The following is a 23,045-nucleotide window of genomic DNA, read 5'->3' as shown; positions in this document are numbered from 1 at the left end:
GCGTTCACCTGGTAATCGATTGATGGGAAGGCTCGAAGCAGCGCCGCAATCCTTCCTCCACTGTATAAGGCGGTTTCCAGTCCAGCAGCTCGCAGGTCTTGCTGATATCCACCTGCAACGAACCAAGCAGCCGCTGAGCCATGGCCGTCTTGCCTAACAAGGTAGCACCAAACTGCAACACACCCGCCGGCACTGGAATCAACCGCGCGGGTTTGCCCATGGCATTGGCCACGCCACGCAGCAACTCGGTAGTGGAAAGATCCTCACCGTCACCCGCGAGGAATACCTGATTAGCAGCTGCGGGATGATCGATACAACGGATGATCAAATCGACCAGATTGTCGATACCAACCAAAGAACGCTTATTATGGATCGCACCGAGAGGCAACGGTATACCCTTTCCAATCCAGCGCACCAACTCGCCAAAATTACCTGGCGCATTCGGGCCATAAACTAAAGGGGGGCGGATAATAACAAGCTCCATACTCGTCTGAGCGGCTAGCTCAGCTAATTCCTGCTCAGCCTCCCATTTGGACTGAGCATAAAACTCCGCCGGAGCTGGTATATCTTTAGTGTTGAAAGGGCGACTATTAGCGTTGCCATTTACACCAATCGAACTAATGAAGATAAAGCGATTAACACCAGCAGCTGCTGCTTGGCGAGCGATCTCCAAAGTCCATGCGACATTCACCTTTCTATATTCATGCAGGGCATTCACCGTCGCTCGTTTGGAAAGATGAGCCCGCGCAGCGAGATGAACGACAGCCTGCCCTCGCCGAAATGGAAGCTTTGCCGCAGAAATCTCCTCACTGCAAGCATAAACCTGATCAAGATTAGTAGGCATATCGCCTTTTCTATCACGCACCAAAGCAACCACTTTGAAATCTGAACGAGAACTAAGCTCTCTTATCAAGTGCGTGCCCACAAACCCCGTACCACCCGTGACAAAAATCTCGTAACGATAGCTCAAGGGTTCTCCCCCAAATCTTCGTATACAGAAAGATGTGCTTTTACCACACTTTCGATTGTAAATTCTTGCTCCGCAAGCTTCCGTCCCTGGGCGCCCAGGGACTGCCGCAAGGCTGAGTCGCTTATCAAGTTATTTATTGTTTCGGCCAACGCAACATGATCTCTCACTGGAACAAGAAAACCTGTAACCCCTGGCTCTATTGCGTCACGACAACCAGGAACATCTGTTGTGACGACAGGTCTTCCGCATGCTGCAGCCTCAATTAGAACTTTAGGTAGTCCTTCGCGATATGAAGGTAACACCACAATATTGGAGGCAGTAAAAACCCCAGCTATATCGTCCACATAGCCTTTGACCTGAACAATTCCCTTGTTTTGTAATCGCACAAGATCAGCACTACAAAGAGTCGTTGGGTTACCAGGATCCACATCACCAACCAACTGAAAAATAGCGTTCACTCCCTTCTCGCGTAAAACGCGTGCAGCCTCAATGAATTCGATGACACCCTTATCACGTAATAGACGTCCAGCAAAGGTTACAACGATAGGTCCTGCCGGCTCTGGGCACACGGCATAACTTGAAACGGACACCCCGGACCCTCTAATTAAAATCGTCTTGTTTAAGGATATGCCAGTTAACGCAACCACCTCATCCCGATCAACGGAGTTCTGAAATATAGCACGTAGACGTTTCTTGCCCAACGCGAAGCGGAACAGGAAACGCACGGCGAGCTTGATAGTCTGGTGCTTTATACTATCGGAAACAAAAATCGAACCCATACCAGCGATAGCAGCGACAACTCCACCGACAGGCGCGAACCGTGCAGCTATTCCGCCATATAACACGGGTTTCAAAGTGACCAAATGCAAGATATCAGGCTTCAATTTTAGCAGAAGAAACCAAATAGCCACTATCGAATATAACTCAAAGAAAGGGTTTGTCTCACCTCGACTCAAGGGCAGCCGATGGCAAACAAAACCCAGTGTTTTAACTTCATCCAAAGCAGGCGTCGCAGCACTTGCAACATGAACACTATAGCCTTTTTTCAACGCAGCCTTGGCTATAGGGAGCCTATGCGAAATGAAATACTTAGCATCGTTAACGATTATCAACAGGCATTTCATGCACAAGCCCTCTCACTATTTTTTCGCAGAGGAAACCTCTTCAAAAGAGAGAAATAACTTGCGATACCCATATAAATAATTAAAAAAACCACAAACTCAAAAGCACTATACTTTATAGTGAAATCAAAAGAAGATAATACGAGTTTCGAGATCGCCAAGGCGCATAAAAAACCACCGAACCAACCCTGATAAAAACTTCTAACCAGCCAGAACTCCAATTTTCGCGCAAGAAAAGCAAGCACAGCTGCCACAAAAACACCCAACAACCAAAAATAATAGTAATAAAACTGCAAAAAGCTTGGCGTTATGCCAAACTTTTTATATGCATAATTATCATAATTAAACCTAAGCATAGTTTTATCTGTCACAGATAAATATTCAGACTTTATTCGACTGGAGTGATCATGAGTTAACGCCCCCCAAACAGCGAAAGGCAAGTCAAAAAAGTTGATTTTATCCTCCCCCACCTCTAGAACTGCCGGCCAAAACAAGTCGAACTCCTGCATTCCCTGTCGCACGACATAACAAGCATAACCGTCGGAAGGGGGCTCAAAATTAAATCCTTCCTCAGACTTAAAAGCCTTACCAAAAAGCGCTATAAATATTAAAAACAGAATCAAAGGCAGCATAACAACGAACAGCCTTAATATGTTACCACCCAAAAAATACACATAATAATAAGAATATATAAAAAACGAATAAATCAATGGATTGATTATTGAATTTCGCTTCGCAAAAATCAAAAGTATCGATATTGAAAAAACGGCAAAAACGAAACTTTTCGAGGACTTAAAGACAAATAAAGAAACAACCGAAAAAATAATAAGAACTAGAGTTAAAGCCCTTAATGTATGATAGAAAATTTCTAAACCAGGCATGGAAACAGACAGAGCCCCTTCTCCACGATTAGAAGGGAATACCTGATATCCAAACATCAAAAACATCACAAATACTACAATAATACAACACAAAAATATAGTTAACGACGCACCCGCAATCCGATCTCTAAAAAGATATTGATCAAAACGAAAATTTGGCTGAAGCGACTTTCTTGAAACCAAGAGGCTTGACAATTGGCAAACCAATGTCATGGCGATAGATATAAAAACACCCCTTACATAAAGCGACTCATCCCAAAAATAAAGATCAATATTAATATCACAACTAAAAATATTTAATGGCCTAAAAAAAACAAAAAACCAAGACATGACAATGCCAGCATCAAAGAATGTAAAGATCCTATACCTAATGTAAGAAAAAAACAGCAAAAAAGCCGAAGCCAGCCAACCAACGGCCACTACAGAGAAGAAAAATTCATCAACACGAAATTCATTCATACAATGTCAAAATAGTTTTACAAGCCAACCCAAAAAGAAAAAGACTACGAAAGCAGATTTTCATTCATAGAACCACCCAAGCGACTCCAGCAGTCCGTATACCTCATCGCAACTTTTGTAGGAGAATGAAAACTTTCTACAAAAGCTCTTCCCTGTTCAGACAACTTAAGCAAATTGCTTTTCCCATCTAAAACCTGCTCCAAGACTTGAACTATTTCCTTGGCATCAGGAACTAAATTGATTGCCGGAGGAAGGACACCTCCATACAGGATCGATGATTCTGGCTCAGCGCCACCACAAACAAGCTTGCCTTGAGCCATAGAATAAAGCGCATTCATTGCCAGACTATAAGAAAAAACCTGATCGACCGATACGTTTACCCGAGCCAACAGCTGCATATAGTCATTAAACGACATTTTTCCACTTATGACGCACTCAACGTCGCGCGGATATTTTTTTGAAAGTTCAGTAAAGCATTTTTCGATCAGAAATGTGCCTTTGAAACCTGGACGATTAAGACCATGAAAAAAAACAAGTTTTCCGTTTGGAATAGAATTTTCGGTGAACCTAATACTGTTACAGTCGATAGGGATCGGGACCGGTTTATAAGTCTTATCGGCATAACCGGCAGCGCAGAAAGTGGAATAATATTCATACATGATGGGAATCACACCGTCCACATACTGCATATACTGATGCATAGCCTGGAGATGCTTGGACGACCGCATATAATATGGCCTTCCGCCGCGATCGTAGGTTTCATGAGGAGGGATGGGGCTATACCTCATTGTAGATTCCGAATAGCGCACAAAGAATGGATCACTTCCGGCACCGGCCAAGGTGACTATTCCATTATTTTGTTTTAAAAACCTTATTAGAAATAAATTCAAAGAATGTATTCGCGGCAGAATGTAGAAATTGACTATATGCACCACATCATATCCAGCCAATTTCTTTAGATTCAACAGTGGCAGTAAAAACTGTCTAAATTTATAAGAATAAATATTAGAGCCATGTCCAAGACTGATATCTGTCGGGTATGCCTTGAAAAAATCATTTGCGGCCGCCAAAGTCACATCGTGCCCAGAAGCAATGAGTGCTCGCTTGAGCTCATTGTTTAGACCACTATACTCGCCCAGCAATAATATTTTCACTTTTAAAGACCATTATTAAACTGTTTAACAAATTCGTCCAATCATCAGATAACAGCCCAAAACATCAATTACTATTAAATAACAATGTTTTTATTTTTCTAGCGGGAACTCCAGCATAGACACTATCACTCTCAACATCAGTCACAACGACAGATCCGCTTCCAATCACTGAACCACGACCTACCGTTACTCCTTTCATAATCTTAACCCCTTCACCTATAAAGACGTCACTTTCAATTACAACCGGTGTGCATTTGCCACTGCTGCCTCTTTCAGCTAGGGATAAGCCATGAAAGTCGGAGTCACATACGAAAAAATTAGGGCCTATCAAGCAGCGCTCTTTTATCGTCACTCCTGTTCTATCTGCAATAATTACAAAGTTGTTATTAATAACCGTTTCGTCTCCGATGAGAACCTTTGCAGATTTATGCCTAGACTCAATATATCCAGAACAGGTCAGCAGGCCAGGGGAACGTAGCACACCTAATTGACATGCACCAGCATTGATATTACCTCGACCAACGAACTGCGTTGGCTGTAAGATCTTTGTTTTTGCCAACTTCGGTGAATTATCGGAGAACAATATCAAGTAGAGAAAAGCTCTTAACTTACAGAGAAAGACGATACTGCAATAAAAAAATAACCGCCTTATCTTCAATCGAGATAATACTGATGAGCTCATATAACCTTCATATGCCTTAGGGACAAGAACATACCCAAAAAGTGAAAAGCATAACTTATTGCGTAAGAAATAACCGTCGACTCAATACCGTAGATATCACTAAGGAAATAAATTGCCGCATAGAAAAATAGAGAAAACAATATCTCAGAGGCAATATAGATTTTAAAGAATGCTTTTGCGATTAATACGCATCCTAGCAGCCAACTCCCAATCTTCAGAGTATCTCCTACCATTTGCCAGCCAAAGAGAACATTCATTTCTGAAAACTGCTCACTGAATAGCAGACGGATTATTAAATCCCTCATCAAATAGATTAAAATTCCACATAGCGCAGCGACCGGTAGAATTATCTTATAGCCTTGCAGAATTTCTTTTTTTATCGCCCCCGGCTCTTTTAGCTCAGATAACTTCGGCAAATAATAGACACTCAGCGTAGTAGTGACAACCATAAGGTACGCAGAGCTTAAGCGCCACATCGCCTCCCAATAACCAGCCTCATTCCAACCAATTGTTTCCCCAATATGGTTCCTTATGAGAATATGGCTAAGAGGAACACAGAGCGCGGTTGTCAGAGCCATTATCGTATATTTCGCTAAGCCTTTTAATGCGGAAAAATCGACCGCCCCAAATAAATATTTAACTCGAAACCACTTGGTTTTACTCGCAAGAAAAGCAGTGACGAAAAAAGTCAGTGATTGGTAGATGGCCAATGCAACCAGAGCTCCGTAGAGTTTTAAGTAGATTACCATCACGGTTGTGACAATGAACGCGAACAGGCTTCCTGCGATATTCGCAATGACGTATCTCTTAATTTCTTTCTTGCCATTGAGGATTGCAAGCAGCAATGTATTGAAAACGAAGAGGACTAATGTCGCCGAGAACCAGACAAATACATCAGCATAATCCTTATTTTTCAAGAACCATTCTGCCAGCCAGTCTCGAAATACAACGACAATAGTTGCGATTATCAACGTTCCAACCAAAGAAATGCTACTGGCGGTCCGCCATATAGCATGTTGCTTTTCTACATCTTCATGATATTCAGCTGTGTATTTCACTACTCCTGTAGTGATAGCACCGCTCGCTAGCGTTGTTATCATTTGTATGGTGCTTTGAAATTGACCAAGTGCTGCGTAGCCCGCCGGGCCGACATAGATCGCCAAGATCTTATTCAGCCCAAGCAGGGTGAGCATCTTGATAACCACCGCAATGCCATTAAGCAGACTGGTTTTGATCAGCGTCACGCGTCAGCTCACTTTGAAAGTGTTGCAGGCTTCGATTACTGCGGAAACCTGTTCATCAGCCATTACAGGACTGATCGGAAGGCTTAATACTTGATGATGAATCGCCTCAGTGAGTGGAAGGCTCTGATTGTTCCAGGATTTATAAGCCTGTTGTTGATGCGGCGGTATCGGATAGTGAATCAACGTCTGTACACCTGCCGCGTTCAGGTGCTCCTGCAAGGTTGTGCGTTGTTCGGTACGGATCACATAAAGGTGGAATACATGCGGCTCCAATGAAGTTAACGTACTTTTCGCAGAAATAGGCTGCTGAATAGCAAGACTCTCAATACCTTGCGCATAGGCCAGAGCAATCGCCTTGCGGCGCGCCGTATCCTCATCGAGATGCCTGACTTTGACTCTCAGCATGGCTGCCTGAATCTCATCCAGACGGCTGTTCACACCTTGGTATAGATTCTCGTATTTCTTGTGGCTGCCGTAGTTACCAAGAGCACGAATGGTTTGTGCCAACTCGTGATCGTCGGTAGTCACCGCTCCCGCATCTCCTAGGGCACCGAGATTCTTGCCGGGGTAGAAACTGAAGCCTGCGGCATGACCCCAGCTTCCAGCCTTACGCCCCGCGATGCTGGCGCCATGCGCTTGTGCAGCATCCTCCAGGACCAGTAGATCGTTCTGCTTAGCCAAGGCCATGATTTCAGGCATCGGTGACAGTTGGCCATATAGATGCACTGCAACAATCGCTTTGGTGTTTGCCGTAATGGCAGCGGCTGTCTTACGTGGACATAGGTTGTACGTTGCTTCGTCAGGCTCTACCAAGACAGGCTTCAAGCGATTTTCGGTAATTGCAAGAATACTGGCGATATAGGTATTGGCCGGAACAATGACTTCATCCCCCTCTTTCAGCCTGCCCAACTCTTTCCAAGCGCGCAGCGTCAGAGTGAGTGCGTCCAAGCCATTTGCCACACCGATGCAATATTTGCTACCGCAGTACCCGGCAAACTCGCTTTCAAAGTGCGAAAGCTCATTTCCGGAGATGTACCAACCCGAATCAATCACTCGTGTACAGGCTTCGATTAGTTCTTGGCGGTAAGCAGCGTTGACTTCACGCAGGTTCAAAAAGGGAATCACGCTTTGCCTCCAACTACGGACAGGAATTCGGCATAGTCACGAATATAATCCGCACCATCATAAAAATGGGAAGCGAATACCATTAGCACCGCGTCTGCAGAATATTTGTACTGGATGCCCCACACCATCGGTGGAAGATAAACACCGAGCTCAGGGCGATCGAGCATAAATTCTTGACGATTAGCGCCATCGTCAGCCACCACTGCGCAACTTCCTCGAACGCAAACTAGAAATTGGTGGCACTCCCGGTGAGCGTGTTCGCCACGAGTTTCGACGCTAGGTACATCGAAAACCGTAAAATAGCGCTTCACCGCGAAAGGCACCGTTCTCTCGAACTCACCAACTGTAAGGCTGCCACGTATATCGGCTATACGGGGGAAGCGATGCACCGTGACACCACGTACATTGGTTTCCGTCACCCCTACGTCAAATTGGCCAGCTGATGTGGTGGCAGGCACGTTACGCCCTGCATCCACGTAACCCGTAATCCTTGCGGGATTACCCACAACGATTGCATTGGCTGGAACCGAGCGCGTCACTACCGCACCAGCGGCCACCATCGCTTTGCTGCCAATTGTAATTCCGGGAAGAATCACCGCCCCCGCACCTATTGAAGCACCGTTCTGGATCTTGGTTTCCAGGAATTTATCAGGGTGCTGGCGACTGCGAGGAAAGCGGTCATTGGTAAAAGAGACATTAGGGCCGATGAAGACATCGTCACCAATACGAAGGCCATCCCATAATTGCACACCGCTCTTGACCGTTACCCGGTCACCGATAATGACATCGTTTTCGACTAGGCAATGCGAACAAATATTGGCATCGACGCCAATTCTAGCTTCCGGTAGTACAACCACGAACTGCCAGATTCGAGCATTGTCACCTATATTTTTTGCTTGAACGTCGGCAAGGGGATGAATGAAAAAACTCATTATATTCTCCGGAATTTATATATTCAGAGATTCTGAATGACTGTTGTAGCAATAGGATTCTTTCCTTTGAGAAAGAGATTCCTAGCTCCGTTTCGTTACTCTACATCTCTAAGCAAACCGAATAGATATTGGCCATATCCGGTTTTCTGCAACTGTCCAGCCTGCTCACGGATCTGCGCTGTCGAGAGCCAGCCTTGATGGAAAGCAATTTCCTCCAGGCACGCGATCTTGAGGCCTTGGCGCTGCTCAATGGTATGAACAAAATGGCCCGCTTCCAATAGCGACTCATGGGTACCCGTATCCAGCCAAGCGAAACCACGACCAAGCAATTCAACATTGAGATCGCCGCGCTCAAGATAAGCTTGATTGATACTCGTGATCTCCAACTCACCACGTGCTGAAGGTCTCACTCGCTTGGCCATTTCCACCACATCATTGTCATAGAAATAAAGACCGGTGACGGCGTAGTTGGATTTAGGTTTGAGAGGTTTTTCCTCAATGGAGATGGCTCGCCGCTCCGCATCGAACTGGACTACGCCAAAACGCTCCGGGTCCTTGACCTGATAGCCGAATACGGTAGCCCCCCTTTCACGCTGAGCCGTTTTGCGCAGCAAAGGGCTAAACCCTTGACCGTAGAAGATATTGTCACCCAACACCAGGCAGACAGAATCGGTGCCGATGAACTCCTCACCAATAATGAAGGCTTGCGCCAAGCCATCCGGGTTGGGCTGTACGGCATAGCTCAAACGGATGCCGAAATCAGTACCATCGCCGAGAAGGCTCTGAAACGAACCGATATCGTCCGGCGTACTTATCAGTAGAATTTCGCGGATGCCGGCAAGCATCAGAACCGAGAGTGGATAATAAACCATGGGTTTGTCGTAGACAGGCAGGAGTTGCTTGGATACGCCCTTGGTAATGGGATACAAACGGGTACCGGAGCCGCCGGCAAGGATGATGCCTTTCATGAAATGCCTTTCTTATGCAATGGAGCCGAGGCGCTCGCGTTGGTAGCTGCCATCCTGTACACGACGGCACCACTCCAAATTGTTCAGATACCACTCAACGGTTTTACGGATACCGGATTCGAAGGTTTCCTCAGGCGTCCAACACAATTCACGCTGGATCTTGCTGGCGTCAATGGCGTAGCGTAGGTCATGACCTGGGCGGTCCTGAACATGTGTAATAAGTTCGCGGTACGACTGACCTGACAGGCCTTTGGCCTGCATCGCAGCGAGAACGTCGCTGCCAAAGATCGAGAGCGGCCGCAGTTCATCGAGCAAGTCACAGATAACACGCACGACTTCAATGTTCTGCTTCTCGTTGTGACCACCGATATTGTAGGTCTCACCGACATCGCCTTCAGTGACAACCCTGTATAGGGCGCAGGCGTGATCTTCGACATAGAGCCAGTCGCGCACCTGATTGCCCTTGCCGTATACAGGTAGGGCCCTACCTTCCAGTGCATTTAGGATCATCAGCGGGATGAGTTTTTCCGGGAAATGATAGGGGCCATAGTTATTGGAGCAATTGGTGATCAGGGTGGGCAGCCCGTAGGTGCGCTGCCACGCCCGCACCAGATGGTCGGAACTGGCTTTGCTCGCCGAGTACGGCGAGCTTGGCGCATAAGGAGTGGTTTCGGTGAACAGGTCTAGCGGGCCTTCCAGATCACCGTATACCTCGTCGGTCGAGATGTGATGGAAGCGGAACGCTGTCTTTCGCACATCATCCAGCCCGTGCCAGTAGCTGCGGGTGGCCTCCAGTAAGGTGTAGGTGCCTACGATATTGGTAGCGATGAACACGGCCGGACCGTCGATCGAGCGATCGACATGGGACTCAGCGGCCAGGTGCATCACGACGTCGGGCTCATGTTCACGAAATACTCGGTCCAGCTCGGTGCGATCACAGATATCGACTTGCTCGAAGGCATAACGCGAGCTTTCACTGATTTCGGCCAGTGACTCGAGATTACCAGCGTAGGTCAACTTATCGAGGTTGACCACGCTGTCATCGGTTCGTCGGATGATATGGCGTATGACCGCTGAGCCGATGAAGCCGGCACCGCCAGTGACGAGTATTTTCACGCTTGTTCGGCCTTTATTTCAGGAAATGGATATACCAGGGCATGGCTTGGGCTAACCCGTCCTGGATATCGAACTGCGGCGCATAGCCGAGCAGGCGTTGAGCCTTGTCGATATCTGCCTGAGAGTGGCGTACGTCACCGGCGCGGAAGTCGCGATAGACCGGATCTTTTTCATAGGCCACACCATTTTCGGCGAGGGTACTCTTGATTGCAGCGAATAATTTATTCAGATCGGTGCGACCACTGACTGCAACGTTATAAATCTGGTTTCGCACAGCTTCGTCGATCGCTGTTGCAGCCAGCAGGTTGGCCTGTACAGCATTTTCGATGAAGCAAAAGTCACGACTGGTTTCGCCGTCGCCGTTGATGAACACGTCCTCGCCCTTGATCATCGCGGCAGTCCATTTCGGAATTACCGCCGCATAGGCGCCGTCCGGGTCCTGGCGCTTTCCGAACACGTTGAAGTAGCGCAGGCCGATAGTAGTGAAGCCGTAGGTACGAGCGAATACATCGGCGTACAGCTCGTTAACATACTTGGTAACGGCGTAGGGAGACAACGGCTTGCCGATTACATCCTCGACCTTGGGAAGGCCGGGATGGTCACCATAGGTCGAACTGCTGGCCGCGTAGGTAAAGCTCTTCACCTCGGCATCACGGGCGGCAACGAGCATATTGAGAAAGCCGTCGATATTGGCGCCATTGGTGGTAATCGGATCGTTGATGGAGCGCGGCACCGAGCCGAGTGCGGCTTGGTGGAGAACGTAATCGACGCCCTCACAGGCCTGACGGCAGTCATCCAGACTACGAATATCTCCCTGAAGGAACCTGAAGCGTGCCCATTGCTCGCAGGGGACGAGGCTTTGCACTTCATCCAGATTGCGCTGATGCCCGGTGGCAAAGTTGTCCAAGCCGACCACGCGCTGGTCGAGCTTGAGCAGGGTCTCGAGCAGGTTGGAACCAATAAAGCCTGCCACTCCCGTGATGAGCCAGGTCTTGGGGGCCTGTGGGAGTTCTTGCAGCAGTGATTCGTAACGGGTCATAGGGTACTCATCAATATTCCGGGTAGGCTCGCCCAAATGAAATAGCTTGCAACTGAGCAAGGGATAACTTTTCAGCAATTACAGACGTAGATCTGCCTCTGCCGCGCTAAGCAGATATTTCAGATCGTAGAGGATGTGCTTGGCCTTGCCGTATTGCCGAATATTCTCGGCACCTAGTGCGCGAAACTCATTGTGGGCTACAGCGAGGACAATACCATCATAGGCATTGATGGCAGGTTCGGTAATCGGCGTGATTCCGTATTCGTGCAGGGCTTCCTCAACGGCAACCCAGGGGTCGTAAACATCGACCTGAATATTGTATTCCGCCAGTTCGCTGACGATGTCCACCACCCGGGTATTTCGCAGATCCGGGCAGTTTTCCTTGAAGGTCAACCCCATCACCAGCACGCGGGCGCCGTCCACATGGATACGCCGTTTGAGCATGGCCTTGACCAGTTGCGAGACCACGTAGGCGCCCATGCCATCGTTGAGGCGGCGGCCGGCAAGGATGATCTCCGGGTGGTAGCCGATGCTCTGCGCTTTATGGGTCAGATAATAGGGATCGACCCCTATGCAATGGCCGCCAACCAACCCCGGCCGGAAAGGCAGGAAATTCCATTTGGTTCCGGCTGCCTGCAACACCGCTTCGGTATCGATACCCATCCGGTTGAAGATGATTGCCAGTTCGTTGATCAGGGCGATGTTGAGGTCGCGCTGGGTGTTCTCGATGACTTTTGCCGCCTCGGCAACCTTGATACAGCTGGCCTTGTGAGTACCAGCGGTAATGATCTCCCTGTACAAGGCGTCCACCAGATCGGCCGCTGCCGGAGTCGAGCCCGAGGTGACCTTCTTGATCGTGGTGACACGGTGTTCCTTGTCTCCCGGATTGATGCGCTCAGGGCTATAGCCTGCAAAAAAGTCCACGTTGAACCTCAAGCCAGAAATCTTTTCCAGCACAGGGACGCAATCTTCCTCGGTGGCGCCTGGATAGACGGTGGATTCGTAGATGACGATATCGCCCTTCTTCAAAGCCGAACCGATGGTTTCGGAAGCCTTGATCAAAGGGGTGAGATCGGGCTGTTTGTGTTCGTCGATGGGCGTAGGGACGGTAACGATGAATACGTTGCAGATTTTCAGATCGTCGAGGCTGGCACTGTAGACAAGCTGTGAGGCCTCTTTCAGCTCGTCATCATTGACCTCCAGAGTGGCATCATGGCCAGCCTTCAATGCATCGATGCGCTGTTGGTTGATATCGAAGCCCACCACCGAGCGGCGCTTGCCGAATTCGACAGCAAGCGGCAGGCCGACATAGCCGAGCCCGATAATGGCGAGTTTTACTTCTTGCAAGCTGAGCATGTGAAACATCCATCTAAACGAAATTTCTGAAATAAGCCTGGCAACGCTGAGTCTTAGGGTTCGTTCACCCGAGCACGTCGAGCAGACAATTCGATCGTTCGCATTGCTTGTGCAACTGAGCAGCCAAGACCTGCTTGGCCTGTGGCTCCCCATGCACCACCCGTATCTCCCTCGGCCACTCCTGCATCCCCGTCACGAACTCCACCAGCCCCTGCTGATCCGCATGCGCCGAGTAGCCGCCGATGCTGGTTACCTTCGCCCGGATATCGAAGCGCTCGCCATCCAGATCGACATAGCCGCCCCTGGGGCCGTATTGCTGGATGGCATGGCCGGGGGTGCCTTGGGCCTGGTAGCCGACGAACAGGACGTCGTGCCTGGGGTCGTGCAGCATGGCCTTCAGGTAGTTGACGATACGCCCGCCCGAGCACATGCCGTTGCCGGCAATGATGAGGGCGGGCCGTGCGGTCTGGGTGAGGTGGTTGACCACGGCGATAGGGTCGGCGTGGCTGTCGACGGTGTTCACGAGTACGTTGTTCCAATGCGCTGCACGGCTATGCCCTCACGCCGTAATTACGCAGGGCAACCTGTTCATCCTCACTCAGCTCCACGCCAGAGGCGTTGTGTAGTTGGTACGCGACCAGTTGCCGGCTGACCTGGTGCGTGCGTGCCAGGGTTTCCACGGCCTCGCGCAGGCTGGGTGCGTTTCGCAGCACCTCGATGGCATGTGCCTGGGGCAACAGGGCTTCGGCGGCAAAGGCATTGGCGCGTTTTTCACTTTCGCTGTCCACTTCGCCGCCGAGTACTTCGGCAACCGGCAGCGCGCGGGTTCGGTCGACCAGCAGGTGGCAAAGTTCGTGGGCCAGGGTGCTACGACGACCATGCTTGCTGGCCGCCCTGGCCTGTTCATTACGGTTGAGCAGAATCAGTGGGTCAATGCTGCCCCAGCAGGCGATCGCGTCGACAGCACCGCTCTCCAGCTTCAACTCCTCGATCGACACGCCCTCCTGTTCGAGCACTGTTTCGGGTTCGAACGGCGCGCTTGGCACCATGTGCAATTGCTCGCGTAGCCAGCGCGCCAATTGATAGCCCTGCTCGAACGGCGGGCTGCCAGTCAGTTGTTCGATCTTGGCGTTGGCCTCAGCGGCGAGGCGGGCGAAAGGCTGCTTGCCGAGCGCAGGGGCTTGCTGCAGACGCTGCATGATCTCGGCGATCTGAACGGTGCTCAGGTGATGGCGAGCCATTCTCGCAGCCGCGAGGTAGACCGGCTCTTGAGCGAATGCCAGGTCGTTGGCCGCGGGCTCGAGAGGAACGAGTCGGGAGAGTTCATCCAGACGCTGAGGGCTCATCCCTGTGCTGTAATTCAGGTAATCCCTGCTTAATTGTTGCTGGCGCCCGTGCCAATGGGTGACAGCCGCTCGCACATGAGGCTGGGTGCTCTTGGCGAAGAGGTTAGCGAGAGCATCACCGATTTCTTCCAGTTGCCGGCCCAGCCGCTGGAAGTCCAGGCGCCGCGCCTGTTCATCCTCATCCACCAGCCAGAGCGTGTTGCCGCTGCGCAACCAAAGCAGCATCGGCAGGTTGGCACCGTTCATGGCCACGGAAAGATTATGGCGATCGAGGTATCGATAAAGCTGGTTTTCCTCGGCGTGGATCTGCGGCTCGGGCATGTCCTCCCAGCGCGCCTCGGCCTTTTCCAGCAGCTTGCCGGGATGAGGCACGTCGTCCAGCGGCAGTGGCAAGCCCTGCTCCAGCATCAACGCCGACCAGTTCTGGCCCAGGTAATGGAGCAAGTCGATCCAGGTCCAGTCGAGGCTGCCTTGCTCGTCATCGCCGTACCAGTAAGGCTGACCATCGAGGTACAGAGAGGCTTTCACCCAGCCATGCTCCAGGCTGCCTTGCGAAGGCGCGGAATCGACGATGAGCTTCAGTTCAGCGGCCATGTTCTTTCATCCAGTGCCGATAGCCGGGCAAGCAGCCTTGCTGCTCCGCACGATTTTCCAGTTCCTGCCTGATCTGGCGCGGCAAGGATCTGCGCCCAGGGCGGTAGCGCCATGGGTAGCCATGCCAGCTGTCGCCGGAGTATACAGCCTCATACACCACTCCATCATGGACGTTGTAGATGCGCTCGGGGTGCGCCTGCCCAACGGGGTAAGCGATGCCGTCATTGAGCAACTGTTCCGCCAGACGCTTGCTCAGGGTCGACGGGCATTTGCCAATCTGGGCGCTGCCTTCGCTCACGAACGCAGCCCTGGGTTCGTTCCAGCAATGCTTGAAGCGGTGCTCGCCCGGATCGTAGCGCCGTCGCTTGCAGTTAGTTGCTTCATCCATGGAGAACATCCTGTTCGGTCGTATCCCCTGCCCCATCGGTCGTGATTGCGGCAGGCGAGCTGTCGTGTTGCTTGTGCTTTTCAAGGTGCCGGGTAACTAAAATGCAGTTCGGGTTCCTGCCGGCCATGCAGGACACGCACGATCTGGAGCTGATCCAGCTTGAGTCGATAAAAAACAACGTGCTGTTTCACCACAAGACTGCGCAAATGCTGGCCAAGCTCGGGGCGTGAAACGCCGATATCGGGATGTATGGTGAGGTGCCAGAAGCAATCCCGGACATGCTCAAGGTAATCGCCGGCCTGCTGCTCGCCCCAGGTACGCATGCCGTACAGATAAATGTTACGCAGATCCTCTTGCGCAACCGGCGCAATCACCAGCCTCAGTCCGATCATGTGTCAGCCTTGATGGCTGCGAACAGGCGATCCAGGCTCTCTTTGGATTCAATTACCGTGCCCTGTCCCTCATCGAGCTGCACCAAGCCCTGGTTGATCTGCTCGCGCAAACGGGCCAGCTTGAGTTCGCCAATCCATGCCTCATGCGTCTCCAGAAAACGCAAGGCTTCACGAATGACTTCGCTGGCGTTGTTGTACAGACCGCTTTCGACCTTGGCCTTGACGCGCGATTCCAGCTCCGGAGTCAGTGAAATGTGCATGGGACTTTCCTACAGAGTTCGATGTGGAGTGAGCTTAGACAAGCATCCAAACTTTGACAATCTTTGAGATTCTGTCTGCTCATATCTCGATGCATGCGGGCTTTGCTGCTTTGGCCCGACCCCGGGGCGAGTTTTTGGCTTTTCGGGCAGGCCTGCGGCCTGCAATCGCCGCGAGGCGCGCCTCCCACGGAATGCCGCCGCTTGCAGGTAGTTGCGTCATGCATGGAAAACATCCTGATCGGCCATATCCTCCGCCCCGCCGGTCGTGATCGCGGCAGGCAGCCCGTTGTGTTGCTTGTACTGTTCGTGGAGCTGGGCAGCCAGGATCCGCTTGGCTTCTCGTTCGCCATGCACGATCCGTATCTCCCTCGGCCACTCCTGCATCCCCGTCACGAACTCCACCAACCCCTTCTGGTCCGCATGCGCCGAGTAGCCGCCGATGCTGGTTACCTTCGCCCGGATATCGAAGCGCTCGCCATCCAGATCGACATAGCCGCCCCTGGGGCCGTATTGCTGGATGGCATGGCCGGGGGTGCCTTGGGCCTGGTAGCCGACGAACAGGACGTCATGTCTGGAGTCGTGCAGCATGGCTTTCAGGTAATTGACGATGCGCCCACCCGAGCACATGCCGTTCCCCGCGATAACGATGGCGGGACGCGCGGTCTGGGTGAGGTGGTTCATCACGGCGATATGGTCGGTGTGGCTGTCGATCTTGATCAGGTTGTCGAAGGCCAGCGGGTTGCGGCCGGCTTCGACGCGCTCGCGGGCTTCCTGGTTCCAGTACGGTTGCAGGCTGCGGTAGGCCTCGGTGAAGCGGCTGGCCAGGGGGGAGTCGAGGATGATGGGGAGTTCTGGCCAATTGGTGATGGCCTGTCCGGGCGAGTGGTTTTCGGCCGGGGGCATTTCCGTTGGGCCGGTGTTCTGGGCGGGGTTTGTCCCCCTCTCCCCAGCCCTCTCCCGCGGGGGGAGAAGGGGTTGTGCGGTGTGGGGGCTGTTCGCGAGCGAGCTCGCTCCTACAGGGGTGAGTGCGGGGCTGGTGAGTTTGGTGTGGATGATTTCTTCCAGCTCGTAGAGCAGTTCCTGGGTGCGGCCGATGCTGAAGGCCGGGATCAGGACGGAGCCTTGATCCTGCAGGGCGCGCTCGATAACGGCTTCGAGGCGTTGTCGGCGGCTGGCGCGGTCTTCGTGCAGGCGGTCGCCATAGGTGCTTTCCAGCACCAGGATATCGGCGCGCTCGGGCGGTTCGGGCGGCATCAGTAGCGGCGCGTGGGGTGCGCCCAGGTCGCCGGAAAAAACGACGCGCTTGTTATCGCCAGTGGCGGGATAGGTCAGGTCGATTTCCACATAGGCCGAGCCGAGGATGTGGCCGGCACGCTGCAGGCGGATGCGCGCTACCAGCGTGTCGGTTTCGACAAGGGTGAACCACTGCTTGTATGGCAAGGGAAGTAGGCGCTGTTCGACCAGCTTGATGTAGCGCTCCACATCCTTCTGGTCACGACTGAAGCCCAGCTTGAAGGCGTCTTCGAGGACGATGGGCAACAGCCTGGCCGAAGGTTCGCTGCAGAGGATCGGCCCTTTGAAGCCGGCAGCGAGCAGGTAGGGAATCCGCCCTACATGGTCGATATGCACGTGGGTGACGACCAATGCCTTGACGGTAGCCAGCGAGAATTCGATGGCCGGATGGCCAGCCCCGGAGCGACCATCCGCCGAAGTCTCGTTGCCCTGGAACAGCCCGCAATCGACCAGCAAGCTACTAGCCGCATCCATGTGCAATTGGTGGCAGGAACCCGTAACGCCATCTCGGGCGCCATGGTGTTCGATATGCGGGAAGTGCATGGTCAGTCCTTTACCGAGGCACACCAGTAATGGGCAAGCTACCGCAGCACGCTATACATGCCTCTCCCGATGGGCTGTAATTCGCGAACGAGGCGATCGCCTGATTTAGCAGGCCATACTAGGCCTTTGATTGCTGGCCTTGGGCCATATGACGCACAAGTGCGATGAACACACCCAGCATACCGCCGAGTACCAATGCCAGAGCCAGGATCAAGGCTGCTCTAGGCTTGATGGGCCGACGCGGCTCTACTGCACGCTGATCGATGGAGACCAGCTTGAGCGCTTCCGTATCGAAGTGCAGCGCGCGCAGGCGTGCAGCCTCTTCCCGCCAACCAGCAAGATTTTTCAGGAACAGGTCTTCGTTTTCGCGGCTGTTGAGTACTTCGATCTGGCGGTTGTGCTCCAGTAATTTCAGCTCACGGGCGATCTGTGCGATGCGCGGCTCGGTGAAGTCATCAGAGCGGCGTGCCAATAGCGCCTTGCGTTCGGCCTCCAGCGCATCGGTGCCCATGAAGTAGAGCGGTATTTGCTGGTTGTTGACCTCGGTGCGGATCACACTGCCTTGGCTCGTGATCTCGGCAGCGCCAAGCGCCGAAGGCGTGGTGGGCTTGCTGATGCCCAATGATGTTGCGATCCGAATCGCTTCATTGAGCTGGTTGATGCGATTTTCACGGCGAGTCTTCAACTGCTGTCGCAGTGCTGCCAGCTCGTCGTTCAATTGAGCGCGCTGAAGCGCATCCGCCTCGCTCAGCTTGGCGATCTTGATCTCTTTGGTGGCCTCGTAACTCGCGCGGGCCGCTGCGATGTTCTTGTCCAGTTGGTTGAGGCGGTTGCCGATGAGCGTATCGAGGTCGGCCGAGATTTCCTTGCGTACCTTGTCCAGGGAATACTCTACGAAGTCGTTGACCACCTTCACGCCGTTGAGGTCTTGCGGATAGGTCAGTTGAATACCGACAAAAGGCGTCATCCCCTCGGGCTTCTTGGGGTCGGGCTGCAGCAGCTTGAAGGCTTCGTCATTGAATGCCTCGAATGTTTGCTCGAGGCTACGGCCCGGGTGAGCCAGTTCAGCAAAGAGCTGCTGGTTATCGCGAAAGAAGCCGAGCCGGTTGTCATAGGAATCAAGCGCCGCCCCGACTTGAGCCAGTGCCTGCTTCGGCGACAACTTGTAGATGCCCAGATGATTCAGCTCATCCAGATCCTTGATCGCGGCAGGGCGAAGTACGGTCTGGACGCTGTAGTAGCGAGGTGCGAGCACGGCATAAACAAGGCCGATCGCAGCAACCAGGGCCGTAACAGCAGCGATGAGTGTTTTTTGCTTCCACAGCGCACCGACGAGTTGGATCAGATCAATCTCATCGTTTGCCACTGGACTTAGATGTTGCGGGGAGGTTACAGCGTTCACGTCGAATTCCGTCTCGTCAGTGCCCGGCGCAGCAAAAACGCAACGCCCGGGGTCGCGACCAAAAAAAGGAAATGTTCCGTCATTTTCGCGGGCCAGCATTTTGCCACCTAGATCACAAAAAGCAAGTGACGTGCATCACTCTTGATCGAGCGTGCAGTGCTTGGCTTTGGGAGATTGGAGTGGGCTGGCAGGCCGTATGGCCTGCATCGCCGCGAGGGCGCACACCCCACCGAATGCGGCGGAGGTGTGCTGCTTGCGTGGGCCCACCCCGGGGCGATGCATTTCAAGCTTCGGGTAGGTCCGCTACCCGAACCGACGACTATTGCTCGGCGCTACGTGCCATCAGGCTACGCACCAGCGCGATGAACACGCCAAGCATGCCGCCGAGAACAAGGCCTAACGCGAGGATCATCGCTTTTTTCGGCTTAACCGGCTTTAGCGATTCCAATGCGGGCTGATCCAACCGCACCAGCCTTAGCCGTTCGGTATCGAGCTTGATTCCTTTCAGGCGGGCTGCTTCCTCACGCAACTGTGCAAGGTTGGCCAGATAAAGATCTTCGCCTTCTCGTTCCTTCAGGATTTCAACTTCACGGTTGTTCTTGAGCATTGCCAATTCGGATTGGATTTCGGCAATACGAGGCTCGACAAAATCATCGGACTTTCGATTGGCAAGCGCATCACGCTCGGCAATCAGCGCTTCGGTCCCCATGAAATATAGAGGCGTTTCTTGATTGGTTACTTCGGTGCGAATGACCTGCGTGCCTCCATGAGTCGCCGCCGTCATGGTTGATGGACTTGTCGGCGTGCGAATGCCCAGTGAATCGGCAATAGAAATGGCTTCGCTGAGCTGCTGGATGCGGTTGGTCCGGCGAGTTTTCAACTCCTCGCGCAGCGCTGAGAGTTCGTCCTGTAGCTGAGCGCGCTTGAGCGCATCCTTCTCAAGCAAAGTGGCTATCTTCGCTTCCTTGGAGGCGTTGTAGTTCGCTCGCTGTGCCTCCATGTTCATATCCAGGCTAGCCAGGCGATTATTGATCAGGCTCTCCAGGTCCTCCGCAATCTCCCGCCGCTCTTGAGCCAATACATAGGCAACAAAGTCATTCACGATCGACGCACCATTCATCCCCTTCGGATAGGTGAGCCGGAGACCGACGAATGCGCTGCGGTTATCCGTCCGCTTTGGGTCGGGAAAGAGCATCTCAAAGGCCTGCTCGTTGAATTCGGCAAAGGCCTGCTCAAGCGAGTCGTCCTCGGCGATAGGCTGGAAAAACTCCTGGTTATTCAGGAAGAAGTCCAGGCGATTGTCGTAGGATGAAAGTCCGCTCGCCACTCGATTGATGGCTTCTTCCGGCGTGAGCTTGTAGATGCCGGTCTCGTTAAGCTGATCGAGGCTGCTCTGCGGGACGGGCCGAAGGTAGGTTCTGGTTTGATAGTAGGGCGTCGCCAGAAAGGCGTAAGCAGCGGCTATCAGAGCGACGACGAACGTCACACCAATGATCAATATTTTCTGTCGCCAAAGCGCGCGAAACAGCTCGACCAGATCGATCTCGTCAGCTGTTGAGATTGAGGGCTGCGCAGTCATCCGGATTCCTTGTTACTGATGCATTCAATGCAAATCAAGCGAATCGGGATTTGTACACGCTCGAAACGTAAAGTTCCGTTGAGTTGATGATTTTTAACAACTTTTTATGAGCAACAGGGCGGCCATCCCCAGGCTGTACCAGTGCGGCCGCCACCAGTTGTCATTCGTCGTCATTGACCCTATCGCGCAGTTCCTTCCCCGGCTTGAAGTGCGGAACGAACTTGCCGTCAAGGCTGACGGACTGGCCGGTCTTGGGGTTACGGCCTACGCGGGGCGCGCGGTAATGCAGGGAGAAACTGCCGAAGCCGCGAATTTCGATCCTCTCGCCAGTGGCCAAGGCCTGGGCCATTTGCTCAAGCATGGTCTTGATGGCCAGCTCGACATCCTTCGACGAAAGCAGCCCCTGCTGGGTGACGATACGTTCGATCAATTCCGACTTGGTCATGGTTTTCCCTTCGTTTTCAAGCGGCTAGATCATTCGGGTTGCGGTCGTTTGTAGCATGTTGTTCAGAGTTTGAACAGCCCGAGCGGGATTGTCGGCTGGAGATCGTTCTCTTATTGAGAGGTCTTCGGAGTGTGCTGGCTGCTTTTATGGAAGGCCCGACCTCGGGTGAGCTTGGCAGGCCTGCGGCCTGCTATCGCCGCGAGGGCGCGCCTCCCACCGGATGCGGCGTGGGCTCGCTGCTTTTGTGGGAGGCCCGACCTCGGGGCGAGGCTTTTGGCTTTTGAGGCAGGCCTCGCGGCCTGCTATCGCCGCGAGGGCGCGCCTCCCACCGGGGACTGTGCGGGCTGGCTGCTTTTGTGGGAGGCCCGACCTCGGGGCGAGGCTTTTGGCTTTTGAGGCAGGCCTACGGCCTGCTATCGCCGCGAGGGCGCACCTCCCACAAGGGACTGTGCGGGCTGGCTGCTTTTGTGGGAGGCCCGACCTCGGGGCGAGGCTTTTGCTCTTCTGGCAGGCCTCACGGCCTGCTATCGCCGCGAGGGCGCGCCTCCCACCGGGGACTGTGCAGGCTGGCTGCTTTTGTGGGAGGCCCGACCTCGGGCGAGGCTTTTGGCTTTTAAGGCAGGCCTCACGGCCTGCTATCGCCGCGGGGGCGCGCCTCCCACCGGGGACTGTGCGGGCTGGCTGCTTTTGTGGGAGGCCCGACCTCGGGGCGAGGCTTTTGCTCTTCTGGCAGGCCTCACGGCCTGCTATCGCCGCGAGGGCGCGCCCACAGGGGACTGTGCGGGCTGGCTGCTTTTGTGGGAGGCCCGCCCTCGGGGCGAGGCTTTTGGCTTTTGAGGCAGGCCTCGCGGCCTGCTATCGCCGCGAAGGCGCGCCTCCCACAGGGACTGTGCGGGCTAGCTGCTTTTGTGGGAGGCCCGACCTCGGGGCGAGGCTTTTCGAGGCATTCTGTGAGGAGATTCATTTCCATTAGGCACGAGGTCGTACAGGCTTCGACCAAAGGTCAAGGGGATAAAAATGGGAACGGAAACTCATCCCACATCGAACCGGCTGCGCCTGGGGCGCTGGTCGGCGGTCGAACAGATTTACCTGATCACCACGGTCACCCGGCATAGAGCCAAAGTATTCGAGGAGTTCAGCGCAGCCCGCATGCTGATTCACACGATGCAAGAAGACGCACGACGCGGCTCGCATCTGACTTTGGCTTTCGTCGTGATGCCTGATCATTTGCACTGGCTTGTACAACTACGCCAGGGGGCGCTGTCGGGGCTGGTCGGAAGAGTCAAATCGATATCAGCCAAGCGTTTGGGCCGAAAAATCTGGCAGGACGGTTTCCATGACCATGCATTGCGTCATGAGGAAGATCTGGTGACAGTTGCTCGATACGTTGTTGCCAATCCGTTACGTGCAGGGCTGGTAAGGCGGATTGGGGACTACCCACACTGGGATGCTGTTTGGCTGTAGGCCGGAAGCAGGCCTGCGGCCTGCAATCGCCGCGAGGGCGTGCCCACAGGGGACTGTGCGGGCTGGCTGCTTTTGTGGGAGGCCCGACCTCGGGGCGAGGCTTTTGGCTTTTGAGGCAGGCCTCGCGGCCTGCTATCGCCGCGGGGGCGCGCCTCCCACAGGGAACTGTGCGGGGCTCGCTGCTTTTCGTGGGAGGCCCGACCTCGGGGCGAGGCTTTTGGTCTTCTGGCAGGCCTGCGGCCTGCATCGCCGCGGGGGCGCGCCTCCCACAGGGAACTGTGCGGGGCTCGCT

The 23,045-nt window shown here is 53.3% G+C and carries 21 protein-coding genes and 1 pseudogene; 1 reads left to right on the top strand and 21 read right to left on the bottom strand.

Annotated features, from left to right (window positions below; genetic code table 11):
- Positions 1–4 precede the first annotated feature (4 nt).
- The 21 genes and pseudogenes from CXK94_RS06000 to ihfB form a co-directional block, all read right to left on the bottom strand.
- On the bottom strand, positions 5–970 hold the full coding sequence (locus tag CXK94_RS06000) for a UDP-glucose 4-epimerase family protein (protein ID WP_219726485.1): 966 nt from the start codon (positions 968–970) through the stop codon (positions 5–7).
- Positions 967–2,094 (bottom strand): glycosyltransferase family 4 protein, encoded by a 1,128-nt coding sequence (locus CXK94_RS05995; protein WP_102893623.1) that lies wholly within the window; start codon positions 2,092–2,094, stop codon positions 967–969. The genes CXK94_RS06000 and CXK94_RS05995 overlap by 4 nt, the downstream gene beginning before the upstream one ends.
- Complete coding sequence (locus CXK94_RS22230) at positions 2,091–3,431, bottom strand: hypothetical protein (protein ID WP_146032301.1); 1,341 nt, start codon at positions 3,429–3,431, stop codon at positions 2,091–2,093. Before CXK94_RS22230 ends, CXK94_RS05995 begins: the two co-directional genes overlap by 4 nt.
- Positions 3,432–3,475: 44 nt before the next feature.
- Complete coding sequence (locus tag CXK94_RS22225) at positions 3,476–4,585, bottom strand: glycosyltransferase family 4 protein (protein ID WP_146032300.1); 1,110 nt, start codon at positions 4,583–4,585, stop codon at positions 3,476–3,478.
- A 64-nt stretch (positions 4,586–4,649) separates the two neighbouring features.
- Positions 4,650–5,267 carry an acyltransferase gene (locus tag CXK94_RS05990; RefSeq protein WP_102893622.1) on the bottom strand — a complete coding sequence of 206 codons (618 nt, stop codon included), beginning with the start codon at positions 5,265–5,267 and terminating at the stop codon, positions 4,650–4,652.
- Positions 5,264–6,511, bottom strand: a complete 1,248-nt coding sequence (locus CXK94_RS05985) for an O-antigen translocase (RefSeq protein WP_102893621.1) — start codon at positions 6,509–6,511, stop codon at positions 5,264–5,266. Before CXK94_RS05985 ends, CXK94_RS05990 begins: the two co-directional genes overlap by 4 nt.
- A gap of 3 nt (positions 6,512–6,514) precedes the next feature.
- A complete protein-coding gene (locus CXK94_RS05980; protein ID WP_102893620.1) occupies positions 6,515–7,636 on the bottom strand; it encodes a DegT/DnrJ/EryC1/StrS family aminotransferase in 1,122 nt (373 codons plus the stop codon).
- Positions 7,633–8,568, bottom strand: a complete 936-nt coding sequence (locus tag CXK94_RS22790) for a WxcM-like domain-containing protein (protein ID WP_102893619.1) — start codon at positions 8,566–8,568, stop codon at positions 7,633–7,635. Before CXK94_RS22790 ends, CXK94_RS05980 begins: the two co-directional genes overlap by 4 nt.
- A gap of 95 nt (positions 8,569–8,663) precedes the next feature.
- Positions 8,664–9,536, bottom strand: a complete 873-nt coding sequence (gene rfbA, locus CXK94_RS05970) for a glucose-1-phosphate thymidylyltransferase RfbA (protein ID WP_102893618.1) — start codon at positions 9,534–9,536, stop codon at positions 8,664–8,666.
- Between the two features lie 12 nt (positions 9,537–9,548).
- Positions 9,549–10,652 carry a dTDP-glucose 4,6-dehydratase gene (gene rfbB / locus CXK94_RS05965; protein ID WP_102893617.1) on the bottom strand — a complete coding sequence of 368 codons (1,104 nt, stop codon included), beginning with the start codon at positions 10,650–10,652 and terminating at the stop codon, positions 9,549–9,551.
- Positions 10,653–10,665: 13 nt separating this feature from the next.
- Complete coding sequence (locus CXK94_RS05960) at positions 10,666–11,691, bottom strand: NAD-dependent epimerase/dehydratase family protein (RefSeq protein WP_102893616.1); 1,026 nt, start codon at positions 11,689–11,691, stop codon at positions 10,666–10,668.
- 78 nt (positions 11,692–11,769) lie between these two features.
- A complete protein-coding gene (gene tviB, locus CXK94_RS05955) occupies positions 11,770–13,047 on the bottom strand; it encodes a Vi polysaccharide biosynthesis UDP-N-acetylglucosamine C-6 dehydrogenase TviB (protein WP_102893615.1) in 1,278 nt (425 codons plus the stop codon).
- A 64-nt stretch (positions 13,048–13,111) separates the two neighbouring features.
- Positions 13,112–13,564: pseudogene (locus tag CXK94_RS05950) on the bottom strand (MBL fold metallo-hydrolase RNA specificity domain-containing protein); the annotation flags it as partial.
- Positions 13,565–13,598: 34 nt separating this feature from the next.
- Entirely contained in the window at positions 13,599–14,987 is a 1,389-nt protein-coding gene (locus CXK94_RS05945; protein ID WP_102893614.1) for an ImmA/IrrE family metallo-endopeptidase, read from the bottom strand.
- Positions 14,977–15,375: a hypothetical protein gene (locus tag CXK94_RS05940; protein ID WP_102893613.1), complete on the bottom strand. Its 399-nt coding sequence runs from the start codon at positions 15,373–15,375 to the stop codon at positions 14,977–14,979. Before CXK94_RS05940 ends, CXK94_RS05945 begins: the two co-directional genes overlap by 11 nt.
- A gap of 80 nt (positions 15,376–15,455) precedes the next feature.
- Entirely contained in the window at positions 15,456–15,767 is a 312-nt protein-coding gene (locus tag CXK94_RS05935) for a type II toxin-antitoxin system RelE/ParE family toxin (RefSeq protein ID WP_102893612.1), read from the bottom strand.
- Positions 15,764–16,027 carry a type II toxin-antitoxin system ParD family antitoxin gene (locus tag CXK94_RS05930; protein WP_102893611.1) on the bottom strand — a complete coding sequence of 88 codons (264 nt, stop codon included), beginning with the start codon at positions 16,025–16,027 and terminating at the stop codon, positions 15,764–15,766. The genes CXK94_RS05935 and CXK94_RS05930 overlap by 4 nt, the downstream gene beginning before the upstream one ends.
- A 216-nt stretch (positions 16,028–16,243) precedes the next feature.
- Positions 16,244–17,863 (bottom strand): MBL fold metallo-hydrolase RNA specificity domain-containing protein, encoded by a 1,620-nt coding sequence (locus CXK94_RS05925; protein ID WP_102893610.1) that lies wholly within the window; start codon positions 17,861–17,863, stop codon positions 16,244–16,246.
- Between the two features lie 118 nt (positions 17,864–17,981).
- Positions 17,982–19,265: a Wzz/FepE/Etk N-terminal domain-containing protein gene (locus tag CXK94_RS05920; RefSeq protein ID WP_102893609.1), complete on the bottom strand. Its 1,284-nt coding sequence runs from the start codon at positions 19,263–19,265 to the stop codon at positions 17,982–17,984.
- Positions 19,266–19,584: 319 nt separating this feature from the next.
- Positions 19,585–20,844, bottom strand: a complete 1,260-nt coding sequence (locus CXK94_RS05915) for a Wzz/FepE/Etk N-terminal domain-containing protein (RefSeq protein WP_102893608.1) — start codon at positions 20,842–20,844, stop codon at positions 19,585–19,587.
- A gap of 160 nt (positions 20,845–21,004) precedes the next feature.
- A complete protein-coding gene (gene ihfB, locus CXK94_RS05910) occupies positions 21,005–21,289 on the bottom strand; it encodes an integration host factor subunit beta (protein ID WP_037042546.1) in 285 nt (94 codons plus the stop codon).
- A gap of 1,017 nt (positions 21,290–22,306) precedes the next feature.
- Between ihfB and CXK94_RS05905 the strand changes: the two genes are divergently transcribed.
- Positions 22,307–22,753, top strand: coding sequence for an REP-associated tyrosine transposase (locus CXK94_RS05905; protein WP_037045451.1), 447 nt, complete (start codon positions 22,307–22,309; stop codon positions 22,751–22,753).
- Positions 22,754–23,045: the final 292 nt, after the last annotated feature.

Origin of the sequence: Stutzerimonas stutzeri (assembly GCF_002890915.1) — a bacterium.
GTDB classification, from domain to species: domain Bacteria; phylum Pseudomonadota; class Gammaproteobacteria; order Pseudomonadales; family Pseudomonadaceae; genus Stutzerimonas; species Stutzerimonas stutzeri_AF.
This window is presented reverse-complemented; position numbering and strand designations above follow the sequence as displayed.